15 protein-coding genes are annotated in these 14,640 nt (G+C 72.0%); 9 read left to right on the plus strand and 6 right to left on the minus strand.

Annotated elements, in window-relative coordinates; translation table 11 throughout:
* Window positions 1–10 precede the first annotated feature (10 nt).
* The 6 genes from ACODT0_RS32875 to ACODT0_RS32900 all read left to right on the plus strand — a co-directional run bounded on the left by ACODT0_RS32875 (window position 11) and on the right by ACODT0_RS32900 (window position 6,583).
* Entirely contained in the window at window positions 11–1,723 is a 1,713-nt protein-coding gene (locus ACODT0_RS32875) for an ABC transporter permease (RefSeq protein ID WP_489043179.1), read from the plus strand.
* Window positions 1,720–2,406: an ABC transporter ATP-binding protein gene (locus tag ACODT0_RS32880; RefSeq protein ID WP_422096383.1), complete on the plus strand. Its 687-nt coding sequence runs from the start codon at window positions 1,720–1,722 to the stop codon at window positions 2,404–2,406. Before ACODT0_RS32875 ends, ACODT0_RS32880 begins: the two co-directional genes overlap by 4 nt.
* Window positions 2,407–2,503: 97 nt before the next feature.
* The gene (locus ACODT0_RS32885; RefSeq protein WP_489043180.1) at window positions 2,504–3,199 is read left to right on the plus strand and encodes a glutathione S-transferase family protein; all 696 of its coding nucleotides are present in this window, start codon (window positions 2,504–2,506) and stop codon (window positions 3,197–3,199) included.
* Window positions 3,200–3,261: 62 nt separating this feature from the next.
* On the plus strand, window positions 3,262–3,675 hold the full coding sequence (gene gloA / locus ACODT0_RS32890) for a lactoylglutathione lyase (RefSeq protein WP_093340085.1): 414 nt from the start codon (window positions 3,262–3,264) through the stop codon (window positions 3,673–3,675).
* Window positions 3,676–3,681: 6 nt separating this feature from the next.
* On the plus strand, window positions 3,682–4,278 hold the full coding sequence (locus tag ACODT0_RS32895; protein WP_296733765.1) for a DUF1697 domain-containing protein: 597 nt from the start codon (window positions 3,682–3,684) through the stop codon (window positions 4,276–4,278).
* A gap of 109 nt (window positions 4,279–4,387) precedes the next feature.
* Window positions 4,388–6,583, plus strand: a complete 2,196-nt coding sequence (locus tag ACODT0_RS32900; protein ID WP_489043181.1) for a gamma-glutamyltransferase family protein — start codon at window positions 4,388–4,390, stop codon at window positions 6,581–6,583.
* A 60-nt stretch (window positions 6,584–6,643) separates the two neighbouring features.
* Here the strand turns inward: ACODT0_RS32900 and ACODT0_RS32905 are convergent, their stop codons facing one another.
* From ACODT0_RS32905 to ACODT0_RS32920, 4 genes are all read right to left on the minus strand, one after another.
* Entirely contained in the window at window positions 6,644–7,375 is a 732-nt protein-coding gene (locus tag ACODT0_RS32905) for a haloacid dehalogenase type II (RefSeq protein ID WP_296733771.1), read from the minus strand.
* Between the two features lie 7 nt (window positions 7,376–7,382).
* The gene (gene eda, locus ACODT0_RS32910; RefSeq protein ID WP_261214421.1) at window positions 7,383–8,030 is read right to left on the minus strand and encodes a bifunctional 4-hydroxy-2-oxoglutarate aldolase/2-dehydro-3-deoxy-phosphogluconate aldolase; all 648 of its coding nucleotides are present in this window, start codon (window positions 8,028–8,030) and stop codon (window positions 7,383–7,385) included.
* Complete coding sequence (gene edd, locus ACODT0_RS32915) at window positions 8,021–9,859, minus strand: phosphogluconate dehydratase (protein ID WP_489043182.1); 1,839 nt, start codon at window positions 9,857–9,859, stop codon at window positions 8,021–8,023. Before edd ends, eda begins: the two co-directional genes overlap by 10 nt.
* A gap of 222 nt (window positions 9,860–10,081) precedes the next feature.
* The gene (locus ACODT0_RS32920; protein WP_489043183.1) at window positions 10,082–10,636 is read right to left on the minus strand and encodes an OmpA family protein; all 555 of its coding nucleotides are present in this window, start codon (window positions 10,634–10,636) and stop codon (window positions 10,082–10,084) included.
* Window positions 10,637–10,792: 156 nt separating this feature from the next.
* Here ACODT0_RS32920 and ACODT0_RS32925 point away from each other — a divergent pair, with 156 nt between their 5' ends.
* The gene (locus ACODT0_RS32925) at window positions 10,793–11,527 is read left to right on the plus strand and encodes a gamma-glutamylcyclotransferase (protein ID WP_422098188.1); all 735 of its coding nucleotides are present in this window, start codon (window positions 10,793–10,795) and stop codon (window positions 11,525–11,527) included.
* A complete protein-coding gene (locus ACODT0_RS32930; protein WP_422096378.1) occupies window positions 11,524–12,066 on the plus strand; it encodes a superoxide dismutase family protein in 543 nt (180 codons plus the stop codon). Before ACODT0_RS32925 ends, ACODT0_RS32930 begins: the two co-directional genes overlap by 4 nt.
* A 7-nt stretch (window positions 12,067–12,073) precedes the next feature.
* Here the strand turns inward: ACODT0_RS32930 and ACODT0_RS32935 are convergent, their stop codons facing one another.
* The gene (locus tag ACODT0_RS32935) at window positions 12,074–12,658 is read right to left on the minus strand and encodes a nucleotidyltransferase family protein (RefSeq protein ID WP_489043184.1); all 585 of its coding nucleotides are present in this window, start codon (window positions 12,656–12,658) and stop codon (window positions 12,074–12,076) included.
* A gap of 32 nt (window positions 12,659–12,690) precedes the next feature.
* Here ACODT0_RS32935 and pdxH point away from each other — a divergent pair, with 32 nt between their 5' ends.
* Window positions 12,691–13,353 carry a pyridoxamine 5'-phosphate oxidase gene (gene pdxH / locus ACODT0_RS32940; RefSeq protein ID WP_489043185.1) on the plus strand — a complete coding sequence of 221 codons (663 nt, stop codon included), beginning with the start codon at window positions 12,691–12,693 and terminating at the stop codon, window positions 13,351–13,353.
* 4 nt (window positions 13,354–13,357) lie between these two features.
* On the opposite strand, the gene ACODT0_RS32945 is transcribed toward pdxH, so the two are convergent.
* Window positions 13,358–14,566 (minus strand): OmpA family protein, encoded by a 1,209-nt coding sequence (locus ACODT0_RS32945; RefSeq protein ID WP_261214412.1) that lies wholly within the window; start codon window positions 14,564–14,566, stop codon window positions 13,358–13,360.
* Between the last annotated feature and the right edge of the window lie 74 nt (window positions 14,567–14,640).

Consider the following 14,640-nt stretch of genomic DNA (forward strand, 5'->3'; position numbering starts at 1 on the left):
GGGCATCCGCATGCTGATGAGGGCCTCGCGCGGCCCCCGGACGCTGCAGACGGTGGGCCCGCTGTGGCGCGGGGCCGCGTTCCTCGTGGCGGCCGGCGTGCTCGCGCCGGTGCTCGCCTTGCTGTGGCTCGCGCTCGGGCCCGGCGCCCAGGGCTTCGCGCACTGGCAATCGCTGTTCGCCCATGTGCTGCCGCAGGCCACGCTCAACACGGCCATGCTGCTGGCGGGCGTCGGCCTGCTGGTGCTGATCGTGGGCACCGGTTGCGCCTGGCTGGTCACGGCCTGCGACTTCCCGGGTCGGCGCATGCTGCACTGGGCGCTGCTGCTGCCGCTGGCGATGCCGACCTACATCGTCGCCTTCGCCTACCTCGACCTGCTGCATCCCATCGGCCCGGTGCAGGGCGCGATCCGCTGGCTGCTGGGCTACGACAGCCCGCGCCAGTTCCGCCTGCCCGACCTGCGCTCGATGGGCGGCGCGGTCTTCGTGCTGGGCTTCGTGCTCTATCCCTACGTCTACATGACGGCGCGCGCGATGTTCATGAGCCAGCCCGCGCACCTGATGGAGGCCGCGCGCATGCTCGGCGAGAACCGGCGCGGCGCCTTCTTCCGCGTCGCGCTGCCGCTGGCGCGCCCGGCGCTGGCCGTGGGCCTGAGCCTGGCGCTGCTCGAGACGCTCAACGACATCGGGGCTTCCGAATTCCTCGGCGTGCAGACGCTCACCGTGGCCGTCTACACGACCTGGATCACGCGCTCCGACCTCGCGGGCGCGGCGCAGATCGCCTGCGCCATGCTCGCCATGGTGATCGCGCTGGTCTGGCTCGAACGCAACGGCCGGCGCCACCAGCGCTACGGCTCGGCGCAGCGCATGCGCGCGCTGCAGCCGCGGCCGCTGCGCGGCGCCATGGCCTGGGCCGCCACGGCGGCGGCCTCGCTGCCGGTGCTGATCGGCTTCGTCGCGCCGGCGCTCTACCTGGTCTGGGAAAGCGCCAAGCGGCTGCGCCAGGGTGGAGGCATCTCGCACGGGCTGCTCGCGAGTCTGGCCAACACCATCGCGCTGGCGGCCGGCGTCACGGCGGCCGCGGTGGCGGCCGGGCTGCTGGTGGCCTGGGCCGCGCGCAACCCGGGCGGCCAGGGCGGCGGCGCGCGGCGCGGCCGCTGGCCCGCGCGCGTGGCCACGCTGGGCTATGCGGTGCCGGGCACGGTGCTGGCCATCGGCCTGCTCACACCGGCGCTGGCCTTCGATGCCGCGCTCGCCACCGCGTTCGGCTGGCAGGGCCTGCCGCTGATGGGCGCGGGCGTGGTGCTGGTGGCGGCCTGCACCATCCGTTTCCTCGCGATGCCGGTCGGCAGCATCGAGGCCGGCCTGGCGCGCATCCCGCCGGCCATCGAGCAGGCCGCGCGCCTGCTCGGCGAGACCGCCCTCGGCGCGCTGCGGCGCGTGCACCTGCCGCTGCTGCAGCCCTCGATCGCCGCCGGCGCGCTGCTGGTCTTCGTCGACGCGATGAAGGAGCTGCCCGCCACCCTGCTGCTGCGGCCCGCCAACTTCGACACCCTCGCGACCTGGCTCTATGCCGAGGCCGCGCGCGGCACCTACGAGGAAGGCGCGATCGCGGCGCTGCTGATCGTGGCGGCCGGCCTGCTGCCCGTGATGCTGCTGGCGCGTAGCCAGCTCGCGGCCGCGCACGCGGCCGATCCCCTGCCCGTATCCTCCGCCACGCCATGAGCGCCAACCTGCACATCGACGCCCTCCGCCTCGCCTACGACACGCCGCGCGGCCCGCACGTCGTGGTCGACGGTTTCTCGCTCGCGCTCGCGGCCGGCGAGATCGCCTGCCTGTTCGGGCCCTCGGGCTGCGGCAAGACCACGGTGCTGCGCGCCATCGCGGGCTTCGAGCCGCTGCGCGCGGGCGAGATCCGGCTCGGCGAGCGCACGCTGTCCTCGACGCGGCAGCACCTGCCGCCCGAGGCGCGGCGCGTGGGCATGATGTTCCAGGAGTACGCGCTGTTCCCGCACCTCGACGCGGCGCGCAACATCGCCTTCGGGCTGCGCCGGCTGCCGCGCGCGCAACAGCAGTCGCGCGTGGCCGAGATGCTGGCGCTGGTCGGGCTGGCCGAGGCCGGGGAGCGCTATCCGCACGAGCTCTCGGGCGGCCAGCAGCAGCGCATCGCGCTGGCCCGCGCGCTGGCGCCCGCGCCGGCGCTGCTGCTGCTCGACGAGCCCTTCTCCAACCTCGACGGCGCCACGCGCGAACGGCTCACGGTGGAGGTGCGCGCGATCCTGCGCCAGGCCGGCCAGACCGCGATCCTCGTGACCCACAACGAGGCCGAGGCGCAGGCCATGGCCGACCGCATCGGCGTGATGCATGGGGGCCGCATCACGCGCTGGATCGAGACCTCGGCCCGCTGAGGCTTAGCACAAGACGCGCTTTTGCCGAATGGGCTTTTCGGGAAAAGGTTGTTCGCCCCCGGAAGAATCCGGCCCCACCGATTCATCCGGAGCGCCCATGTCCCAGCCCCTCACCCTCGTCAGCCACCTGCTGTGCCCCTACGTGCAACGCGCCGCGATCGCGCTGCACGAAAAGGGCGTCGCCTTCGAGCGCGTCGTGATCGACCTCTCGGCCAAGCCCGACTGGTTCCTCGCGATCTCGCCGCTGGGCAAGGTGCCGCTGCTGCGCGTGCGGCGCCCCGACGGCGGTGAGACCGTGCTGTTCGAGAGCAACGTGATCTGCGAGTACATCGAGGAGACCCAGCCCGGCGCGCGGCTGCACCCCGAGGACCCGCTCGCGCGCGCCGAGCACCGCGCCTGGATGGAGTTCGGCTCGGCGATCCTGGCCGACCTCTGGGGCTACGAGACCACCAAGGACGCCGAGGTGTTCGCACAGAAGCGGCAGGCTCTCGCCGACAAGTTCGCGCGCGTCGAGGCGGCGCTGGGCGACGGCCCCTTCTTCGCGGGCGAGCGCTTCAGCCTGGTCGACGCGGTGTTCGCGCCGGTGTTCCGCTACTTCGAGGTGTTCGATCGCCTCGTCGACTCGAAGCTCTTCGACGCCCTGCCGCGCGTCGATGCCTGGCGCAAGGCGCTGGCCGCGCGGCCCAGCGTGCGCGCGGCGGTGGTGCCCGAGTACCCCGAGCACCTGATGGACTTCCTGCGCAAGCACGAGTCGCTGCTGCTCACGCGCGCCGAGGAAGTCCGAGCGGCTTGATCGGGGCGGCGGGAGACCGACAATAGCGGGCTCCCCACGACAACACCCATGGACTCCACGCGATGAGACTCCTCCACACCATGCTGCGCGTCGGCAACCTGCAGCGCTCGATCGACTTCTACACGAAGGTGCTGGGCATGAACCTGCTGCGCACCTCCGAGAACCCCGAGTACAAGTACAGCCTGGCCTTCGTCGGCTACGACGAGGGCAACCCCGGCCAGGCCGAGATCGAGCTCACCTACAACTGGGGCACCGAGAGCTACGAGCTCGGCACCGCCTACGGCCACATCGCGCTCGGCGTGCCCGATGCCTACGCCGCCTGCGAGAAGATCAAGGCCGCGGGCGGCAACGTCACGCGCGAAGCCGGCCCCGTGAAGGGCGGCACCACGGTGATCGCGTTCGTGACCGATCCCGACGGCTACAAGATCGAATTGATCCAGCGCGCCGAACAGGCGGCCGGCGGCGGATTGCGCTGATCGGCGATGGCCACGGGTGCCGCGAAGAAGAAGCCGGCCGCGAAAAAGGCCGCTGCCAGGGCCGGCAACAAGGCCGTGCGCCACGTCGCGCTGCTGCGCGGCGTCAACGTCAACGGCATCACGATCCGCAGCGCCGAGCTGCAGGCGCTGTTCGTCGAGCTCGGCTTCGGCGCGGTGCGCACCGTGCTCGCGAGCGGCAACGTGCTGTTCGACACCGACGAGACCGACACCGCCGCGCTGCGCCAGCGCATCGAGCAGGCGCTGCGCGAGCGCTTCGGCTACGAGGCCTGGATCGTGCTGCTCGCGCAGGCCACGGTGGCGCGCATGGCCGCGGGCTATCCCTTCGAGCGCGTCGACGAGGAGCGCCATCCGTACATCGTGTTCGGCTCCGATCCGGCGATGCTCGACGAGGTGATGGCCAAGGCCGGCGAGCTCGATGCGCACACCGACCGGCTGCAGCGCGGCGACGGCGTGCTCTATTGGGAGCTGCCGCGCGGCGAGAGCACCGACACGCCGGTGGCGAAGCTGCTCGCGAAGACGCGCTACAAGTCGAGCACCACCACGCGCAACCTGCGCACGGTCGAGAAGCTGATCGCGGGTTGAGCCGCCCAGGGGCCACGGCATAGGGGCAATCGCCCCTGCGCAAGGCACGGGATTTGCAATAGATTGAAAGGCCGACCGACGCGTCGGCCTTTTTCATTCGAGCGCCACGATGCACATCTCCAGAATCATTCCAACAGCCATGCTCGCCGTGACCGCGGCAGCGCTTTCCGCCTGCGGCGGCGGCTCCGGCGGCGGCTTCGCCCCGCTTCCCATCGGCAGCGCGCCACCGCCGCCCGCGGCGCCACCACCGGCCCCGCCCGGCGCGCGCTTCGATCCCGCGCTGTGCGTGCAGCAGGCCGGCACGCCGCACGGCCAGACGGCCGGCATCAGCGGCACCAGCCTGATGGTGACCTCGGCCCACTACGAAGCCTCGAAGGCCGGCTGCAAGGTGCTGGCCACCGGCGGCAGCGCGATCGACGCGGCCATCGCGGTGCAGGCGGTGCTCGGCACGGCCGAGCCCTTCGCCTCGGGCCTCGGCGGCGGCACCCTGGTCACCTACTACGACGCGGCCACCCGGGCCGTGCGCACCTTCGACGGCCTCTCGGCCGCGCCCGCGGCCACCGGCGGCGCGACCACGCTCTACCAGGCCGTGGCGCAGGACGTCTCGAGCGCCGCGCCCTACAACGTCTGCAAGAGCGGCCTCGCGGCCGGCGCGAGCATCTCCTCGCAGCAGGGCAACACCAACATCTCGGCGCGCGCGGTCGGCATTCCGGGCACGGTGGCGGTGCTCGACCTGGTGCACCGCGCCTACGGCCGCAAGGCCTGGAACGCCCTGTGGGACGACGCGATCGCGCTGGCCGAGAACGGCTTCCCGATGACGAAGTACATGTACGCCACGCTCTACGCCGACAGCGCCGAGTTCGACGACGACGGCAACCCGGTGGCCGCCGGCAGCGGCGTCCCGGCCTGGGTCAACTCGGCCGGCACGGTGCGCGGGGCGGCGCGCTGCAAGTACCCCGACATCGCGAAGCGCTACTGCGACCCGGCCGATGCCACGATGCAGAAGCCGCTGCCGATCGGCACGCTCATCAGGAATCCCGAGCTCGCGCAGACCATGAAGCTGGTGCGCGACGGCGGCGCCGCGGCCTTCTACGATCCGGCCCGGCCCACGGTGCAGGCGATCGTGGAGCGCACCACCACCGGCAGCCTGCCCTGCCGCTCGGTCCTGCCGACCGCGGGCACGCCCGCCAAGCCGGCGGTGGCGACCACCATCGCCTCGATCCCGAGCCTGATGCAGCCGGCCGACTTCGCGGCCTACCGGGCGGTGGAGCGCAAGCCGCTGGTGGGCACGCGCTTCGGCACCACGATCTACACCCAGCCCGCGCCCTCGTTCGGCGGCTTCGTCACGCTCTATTCGCTCGGCATCCTCGAGCGCAAGAAGCTGCAGGACGAGAAGGCGCTCGACACGCCGCGCTTCGTCTACTACGCCGCGGAGGCGAGCCGGCTCGCCAACGTCGATCGGCGCGCCGTGATCGGCGACCCCGCCTGGTCGAACGTCAACGCGCGCGCCTCGGTGCTGCTGAGCGAGGCCGAGCTCGACCGCCGCGCGGCGCAGATCGGCGACAAGGCCTTCGACACCGCACCCGCGGGCAACATCGGCAGCTTCGTGGCGGCTGACCCGGCGGGCTACGACACCATGGCCGCGCTCGGCAAGGGACGCGCCGCCGCGCCGGCCACTCGGCTGGCGCAGGTTCGCCCCACGGCGCGCGACGAGGACTGGAACACCACCAGCAACGTGGCGGTGGTCGATGGCTACGGCAACGCGCTGTCGATGACGACCACGATCAACACGCACTGGGGCGCGCACCTCGAGGCGGCGGGCATCATGCTCAACGACGTGATGTCGAACTTCTCGGCCGGCTCGAGCGCGCCGCCGAGCACGGGCTCGGACGTCAACGGCTACCAGGGCACCAAGCGGCCGCGCACCTCGATCGCGCCCGCGATCGCCTTCGATGCCGAGGGGCGGCTGCGGCTGGTCTGGGGGTCGGCGGGCGGCGGCCCGATCCCCGACTACATCGTCAAGACCTTCATGGGCCACGTGGTCTACGGCCTCGACCTGCAGGCCGCGATCAACGCGCCCAACTTCACGGGCCAGAACGGCGTGGCCGAACTCGAGGCCGGCTCGGCGCTGGCGCCGCTGGCCGACGGCCTGCGCGCGAACTATGGCTACGGCAGCGACAACCTGCTCGTGACCGGACTGCTCAGCGGCCTCAGCGGCATCGCGGTGACGCGCGACGCGAACGGCCGCGCGGTCTACAGCGGCGCGGCCGACAACCGGCGCTCGGGCGCGGCCTTCGGCTACTGAGCCCGCGTCGCGCGCACGAAGAAAAGCCTGGCGGTGCCAGGCTTTTTCATGGGGCGCGGATCAGCAGCCGAGCAGCTCGGCCAGCTCGAGGATGTCGCGCGCATGCAGGTTGTTGCCCGCCACCGGCGTCACGTCCTTGGGCTGCGCGCGGCCGAACTCGAAGGGCCGCTCGATGTAGCCGGTCTTGAGGCCGCAGGCGCGCGCGGCCGCGAGGTCGTCGTGGTGCGCGGCGGCCAGCATCACCTGGCCCGGCGTGGCGTCGAACACGCCGGCCACGCCGAGGTAGGTGCGCGGGTCGGGCTTGTAGGCCTTGAAGACCTCGGCCGACAGGATGCAGTCCCAGGGCAGGCCCGCGCGCTTGGCCATCTCGGTCAAGAGGCCGATGTTGCCGTTCGACAGCGAGCAGATGGTGAACTTGCGCTTCAGGCGCGTGAGCCCTTCCACCGCATCGGGCCAGGCCGGCAGCCGGTGCCAGGCGCGGCTGAGCTCGCGCCGCGCGGCGGCATCGAGGCGGTCGCTGAGGCCGAAGTCGCGCAGCACCTGCTCGAGCATGCTCAGGTGCAGTTCGTCGAGCAGGGTGAAGCCGCCCTCGCCCGCGGCGATGCGTTCCATCACCTGCTTCATCGCGGGCTGGTAGCCGGCGCGCCAGGCCAGCGCGAAGGTCGCGCCGTCGACGCCCGGCAGGGCCTGCTCGGCCTCGGCGGCGATGCCGCTGTGCCAGTCGACCACGGTGCCGAAGACGTCGAAGGCCACGACCTTGAGGTCGCTGGCGTCGAAATCCGCGTTGCCCATGGCGGCCTCAGCGCGAAAGCTGGCTCGCGGCGCGCGCGAGCTGTTCGATGCGGACCCAGTCGCCGTCGCGGATGGCGTCGGTCGGCACGATCCACGAGCCGCCCACGCAGGCCACGTTCGACAGCGCGAGGAACTCGGCCGCGTTGCCCGCATGGATGCCGCCCGTGGGGCAGAAGACGACGTCGCCGAACGGGCCCTGCCAGGCCTTGAGCATCGGCAGGCCGCCGGCCTGCAGCGCGGGGAAGAATTTGAGCTGGGTGTAGCCGTCCTCCTGCGCCGACATGATCTCGCTGCCGGTGGCCACGCCGGGCAACAGCGGCAGGCCGAGGTCGTGGCAGGCCTTGCCGACCGCGCGCGTGTAGCCCGGGCTCACGCCGAACTTGGCGCCGGCCAGCGCCGAGGCCTGGGCATCGGCCGCGCTGCGGATGGTGCCCGCGCCGGCGACGGCCTCGGGCACTTCCCTGGCGATGATCTCGATGCACTCGAGCGCCTGCGGCGTGCGCAGCGTCACCTCGAGCATGCGGATGCCGCCGGCGACCAGCGCGCGCGCGAGCGGCACGGCGTGCTTCACGTCGTTGAGCACGATCACCGGGATCACCGGCGCGTCGCGCATCACGTCGAGGGCAGTCAGTGCGTTCTTGTCGTTTACAGCCATGAGCAGGCTCCTTCTTCAGCAGTCAATGCATTGCGCCGCATGCCGGCGAACAGTTCGCGCCCCAGGCCATGGCCGTCGGCGAAGCGCTGGGCCTCCGACAGCGTGGCGGCCTCGCGCTCGGCCCACTCGTCGGCGGGCAGCAGGACCTCGAGCGTACCCGTGACCGCGTCCAGGCGTATGACGTCGCCGTCGCGCACCTTGGCCAGCGGCCCGCCCGCGGCCGCCTCGGGCGACACGTGGATGGCGGCCGGTATCTTGCCCGAGGCGCCGCTCATGCGGCCGTCGGTGACCAGCGCCACGCGGAATCCCTTGCCCTGCAGCACCGACAGCGGCGGCGTGAGCTTGTGCAGCTCGGGCATGCCGTTGGCCTGCGGGCCCTGCCAGCGCACCACGCAGACCACGTCGCGCTCGAGCTCGCCGGCCGTGAAGGCCTTCTGCAGCGCGGCCTGCGAATCGAAGACCCGCGCGGGCGCCTCGACCACATGGCGGTCGTCGGGCACCGACGAGACCTTGATCACGCTGCGGCCCAGGTTGCCGCTCAGCAGCTTCAGGCCGCCGGTGGCGCTGAAGGGCGCGGCGGCGGGCCGCGTGACGGCATTGTTCTGCAGCGCGGCGGCCGGCGTCCAGCGCAGGCGCCTGGCATCGGCCTCGCCATCGAGCGACGGCACGCCGGCGAATTCGCGGATGCCGCCCGAGCGCACCGTCAGCACGTCGGCATGCATCAGGCCGGCCTCGACCAGCTCGCCGATCACGAAGCCCGGGCCGCCCGAGGCCTGGAACTCGTTCACGTCGGCGCTGCCGTTGGGGTACACGCGCGTGAGCAGCGGCACCACGTCGGAGAGCTTCGAGAAGTCGTCCCAGTCGATCACGATGCCCGCGGCGCGCGCCACGGCCACCCAGTGGATCAGGTGGTTGGTGGAGCCGCCGGTCGCGAGCAGCGCGGCCATGGCATTGACGATGCAGCGCTCGTCGACCATCTCGCCGATCGGCGGGCACTGGAAGGCGGCTTCGCCGGCCTTGCCCAGCACCGTGCGCACCGCCTCGCGCGTGAGCGTCTCGCGCATCGCGTCGCCGGGCTGCACGAAGGCCGTGCCGGGCACGTGCAGGCCCATGGCCTCGAGCAGCATCTGGTTGCTGTTGGCGGTGCCGTAGAAAGTGCAGGTGCCGAGCGTGTGATAGGCGGCCATCTCGGCCTCGAGCAGGCCCTGGCGGCCCACGAGCCCCTGCGCGGCCTGCTCGCGCACCTTCGACTTCGCGTTGTTCGACAGGCCCGAGGGCATCGGCCCCGCGGGCACGAACACGGTGGGCAGGTGGCCGAAGTGCAGCGCGCCGATCAAGAGGCCCGGCACGATCTTGTCGCACACGCCGAGCATCAGCGTGGCATCGAACATGTCGTGCGTGAGCGCGACCGCGGTGCTCATCGCGATCAGGTCGCGGCTGAACAGGCTCAGCTCCATGCCGGGCGTGCCCTGCGTCACGCCGTCGCACATGGCGGGTACGCCGCCGGCCACCTGCGCGGTGGCGCCGAGGCGGCGCGCCTCGTGCTTGATGATGTCGGGATAGCCCTGGTACGGCGCATGGGCCGAGAGCATGTCGTTGTAGGCGGTGACGATGCCGATGTTGGGCGCGCGCTCGGCGACCACGCGGAACTTGTCGTTGGCCGGGATGCCGGCCACGGCATGCGCCACGTTGGCGCAGCCCATGCGGTCGGAGCCGCGGTCGCGCTGGCGCAGTTCGGCGAGGCGCGCGAGGTAGGCGCCGCGCTGCGCCTTGCTGCGATCGCGGATGCGATCGGTGACGTCGAGGACGGTGGGGTGTGTGCTGCTCATGGGGATGTTGTCGGTGGCTCTGCCGATGGGGTCGCCACTGTCGCGTGGGCGACCTCGAGATGGGTTCATCGTAGCAAGGACGACGCCAGGCCTCGATGGAAATCGGGCACCGTGCCAATACGAATCCACGCCCGGATACGGATGCTTGCAAAACACCCGGACGCGGGCTCGCGCGAGCCCGCGTGGCGGCGCATTCCGCGCGCCGCGGCGGCCTGCCCGGCCTCAGTCGAGCAGCTTGACCTCGACCCGGCGCGCCTGCGCGTCGTTGCCGCTGCCGGCCGTGACGGGCGGGCGCAGCAGGTCGATCTTGTCGGCCGGCACGCCGAGGCCGACGAGCACGTCGCGCACCGTCTCGGCACGCTTCTTCGCGAGCTGTTCGTTGACCGCTGCATCGCCGGTGGTGTCGTGGAAGCCCGAGACCACCGCCTTGCGGCCGGCCTCGACGCCCTTGATGACCGCGGCCAGCGCTTCCGCCGCACCGGGCGCGAGGTCGGCGCTGCCAGTGGCGAAGTAGAAGTTCACCACGCCATTGGCGACGCGGATGCTGGCGCCGTCGGGGATCGTGACGGTGACCGTCTCGGTCACCTCGGCCACGGTGGTCTGGGTGGCTGGCGCCGCGGCCGGCACCGTGATGGCGGTCCGTGCCGTCGCGGAAGCCTTGGCGGGCGTCTTGTGCCACGCCGCGAAGCCGATCACCCCACCGACGATCAGCACCAGCAGGATCGCGATCAGCCCGAGGGCGAAATTCTGCTGGCTGTCGTCGGTGTTGTTCGTCACGCGTGCTCCATAGGATGAAAGCGGCCGGTAAATAATGGGGTGGTCAACCATGATCAGGAAATTGTAGGCATGGGTCCTTCTCCCGACACTGTAGGCGCTGGCCCCACCTCGGGCTCGGACCCGGCGCCCAATCCCGGGCCGCCGGGTCTGGATCCGCTGCCCAAGCCGCTGCGCGATCCGCAGCCGATGCTCGAGCGCACCATCGCCGAATGGGGCGGCCACGAGGACCTCTGGCTGTTCGGCTACGGCTCGCTGATCTGGCGGCCCGAGTTCGATTTCATCGAGCGCCGCCCGGCCTGGGTGCGCGGCTGGCACCGCGCGCTGAAGATGTGGAGCCGCGTCAACCGCGGCAGCGTGCAGACCCCGGGCCTGGTGTTCGGCCTGCTCTCGGGCGGCAGCGTGCGCGGCATGGTGTTCCGCGTGCCGGCCGCGCAGGGCCTGGACACGCTGCGCCGGCTCTGGCTGCGCGAGATGCCCACCGGCGTGTACGACCCCAAGTGGCTGCGCTGCGCCACGGCCTCGGGGCCGGTGAGCGCGCTGGCCTTCACGCTGTCGCGGCGCAGCCCCAACTTCACGGGCGAGCTCAGCGACGAGCGCTACCGCCACATCTTCGCGAATGCCGTGGGCCGCTACGGCAGCTCGCTCGACTACGCGCAGCAGACGCTCGAGGAGCTGCGCCGCCACGCGATCCACGACGCGGCGCTCGCGCGGCTGGTGGCGCTGGCCGTTCCGCCGGCGGCGCCGGGCGACACATCGGCGGGGCACACTGCATCGCCGGCACCGGCCGATTGCGATGTGGTGCCGCCTCCGGTATACGTCGCAGGGTCGTCCGACAAGAAATCCTCCCAACCTTCCGGACCCTCCGGATCTCCCGACAAGGACCAACAATGAAGAACTCTTCCCGCCGCCTCGCCGGCGCCGCCACCGCCGTGCTCGCGGCCTCGCTGCTGGCCGCCTGCGGCACGCTGGGCGGCAAGCCCAGCACCACGGTCGACCTGGTGCCCACCGGCGCGATCACGCCGAACCCGACCACGGGCACCGTCACCTTCACGGCGCTCGAGCATGGCGTGCGCGTGGCCGGCATCGTGCGCGGCCTGCCGCCGAACACCGAGCACGGCTTCCACATCCACGAGAAGGGCGACTGCGGCGACAACGGCAATGCCTCGGGCGGCCACTTCAACCCCAGCGGCGGCACGCACGGCAAGTTCGCCGCGCCGGGCAGCCATGCGGGCGAGTTGCCGAGCCTGGTGGCCAACGGCGCCGGCGAGGCACGCTTCAGCGTCGAGAACCATGCGATCTCGCTGACGCCGGGCGCCGCCAACAGCGTGATCGGCCGTGCCCTCGTGGTGCACCGCGACAAGGACGACTTCACGACCCAGCCGGCCGGCAACTCGGGCCCGCGCATCGCCTGCGCGGTGATCGGCAAGTAAGAAGGGTTCAGCCGGGGCGCGGTGCGCCGGCTGCCTCGCGCGCGCGCCACAGTGCCTCGGCGCGCGCCAGGGCATCGGGGGTGTCGATGTCGGTCACGACGCCGGCGTCGTCGAGCGGCAGGTCGGCCACCGAACCCGCCGCGCGCAGCGCGCGCAGGACGGGCGCCGCGCCGAAGTTGCCCTCGAGCGCCGCGAGCGCCGCCTGGCAATCGGCGGCAAAGCCCACCGGATGCCCGCGCTCCCCCTGGTAGCTGGGCTGCGCCGCCTGGGCTCCGCCCGCGAGCGCGGCCGCCACCGCCTGCATCGTCCGCGGCAGCACCAGCGGCAGGTCGCCCGGCAGGATCAGCCAGCCGGCCGAGCCCACCGTGGCGCGCACCGCGGCCGCGATCGAATCGCCCATGCCCGGATGGCCCGCGTCCTCCACGTGCCAGGGCAGGCCGCTCGCGCGCACGGCGTCGAGCGTGCGTTCGAGCACCGGCTTGCCGGCCAGCGGCGCGCGCAGCTTGGAACCGCTGCCGCCGGCGGCCACGAAGCGCTCGCCGCGGCCCGAGGCCAGCACGATCACGGTCGGGGGATTCGCGAGGGAGGTCACGGCGCGAGTATCGCTTGGGCAACAATGCCGGCATGACTTCCCCGACTTCCCCGACTTCCCAAGAATCGCTGGCCGCGCTGCGCAAGAGCTACGAGCGCGCCGAGCTCGGCGAGGCGCACAGCGCCGACGATCCGCTGCGCCAGTTCGAGCGCTGGCTCGACGAGGCCATCGATGCCCAGGTGCCCGAGCCCAACGCGATGACCTTGTGCACGGTCGGCAGCGACCTGCGGCCCTCGAGCCGCATCGTGCTGATCAAGGGCTACGACGCGCGCGGCCTGGTCTGGTACACCAACTACGAGAGCCGCAAGGGCCGCGAGCTCGCGGGCAACCCCTACGCCTCGCTGCAGTTCCACTGGGTCGAGCTCGAGCGCGTGGTGCGCATCGAGGGCCGGGTCGAGAAGGCCGGCGCCGACGAGAGCGACGCCTACTACGCGAGCCGCCCGCTCGATTCGCGGCTGGGCGCCTGGGCCAGCCCGCAGAGCGAGGTGATCGGCGGGCGCGAGGTGCTGGTGAAGAATGCCGCCGTGGCCGCCGCGAAGTACCTGCTCTCGCCGCCACGCCCGCCGCACTGGGGCGGTTACCGGCTGGTGCCCGACCGCTGGGAATTCTGGCAGGGCCGCAAGAGCCGGCTGCACGACCGGCTGCGCTACCGGCTCGAGGCCGGCCAGTGGGTGCGCGAGCGGCTCGCTCCCTAAGCGGTCAAGCCTCGCAGGCCGCCACCTTGAATTCGACGCGGCGATCGAGCGCGTCGCTCGCATCGTCGGCACCCGTGCCCACGATGTTCTCGCGGAAGCCGGCGCCGGCTTCGCGCAGCTTCTTCGCCAGCGGCGGGGCCTCGCCCACCAGCCGGGTCTTGACGGTCACCGCGCGCTGCAGCGACAGCCGCTCGTTGACCGCCTCCGAGCCCGTGCGGCTGGTGTGGCCGGTCACGACCACGCAGGAATCGATCTGCGCCGCCTGGCGCGCGATCTGGCGCAGCCACATCGGGTAGGCGGCGCTGATCTTCGGGTCGGCCAGGAAGTCGGTCGAGCCCGGCTTGAACAGGAACTTCACGCTGAGGTTGTTGCTTTCGAGCCCCAGGCGCGCGAGCGTGCCGAAAGTGCGCTCGGCGTCGGCGGTGCGGCCCAGCTGCGACTGCGTGAGGTACAGGCCGCTGTAGACGCGCAACTGCTGGCCGTCGGGGCGGCGCGAGGCGGCCTCGTAGCGTGCCAGCGCCTCCTGCAGCCGGCCGGCCTCGTAGGCGGCGGTGGCCTCCTGCATCACGGTCGCGGTCGGCAGGCGCTCGAGATAGAGCGCGTCGGCGGCCTGGCCCGGCTGGGTCTCGGCGGTGCGGATGTAGCCCTCGACGCCGCGGTCCTTGCCGTTGACCGGGCTGTCGCGGAAGAAGGCGGTGGGCCGGGTGTCGAGCGTCGCGTCGCTGATGCGCGCCGTCGACTGCGCGATCACGGTGCCGCCCTTGATCTCGGTCAGCGCGAGGTTCAGCCGGTAGGGCGAGCCGCCCGCTTCCTTGTCGCGCACCAGCGTGCCGTTGAGCACGTACTGCGCGGTGGCGATCTCGGTGCTGTTGAACGGCGTCACGGTGAACTGCTTGAACTGCGCCTGCATGCGCTGGACGATGCGCTGCTCGGCCACGCGCGTGACCTCGGTCTGCTGGCCGCTGGCGCTCTCGAGCAGCGGATCGATGACGATGCGGCTCTGCTTCATCGAGGACTCGACCTTGGCGAGGAAGCCCGGCAGCTTCTTGGTCTGCACCATCAGGTCGTCCACCGCCTGGTCGACGGCCTGGTCGAAAGGCATCGCGTTGCCCGGCTGCGGGCGTTGCGCCGCGCAGGCCGCGAGCAGCACGGCGGCGGCGCCGAGCGCCATCGCGCGCAGCGCGCCGCGCAGGCTGGAGGGGATCTTCATCATCAGCATTGGCTCCTCAAGTACGTCATGTCCTGGTCCGACAGCGGCTCGCCCACGGCGGCGCGCATGTTGATCTC

Source organism: Variovorax sp. FG153 (assembly GCF_057809595.1).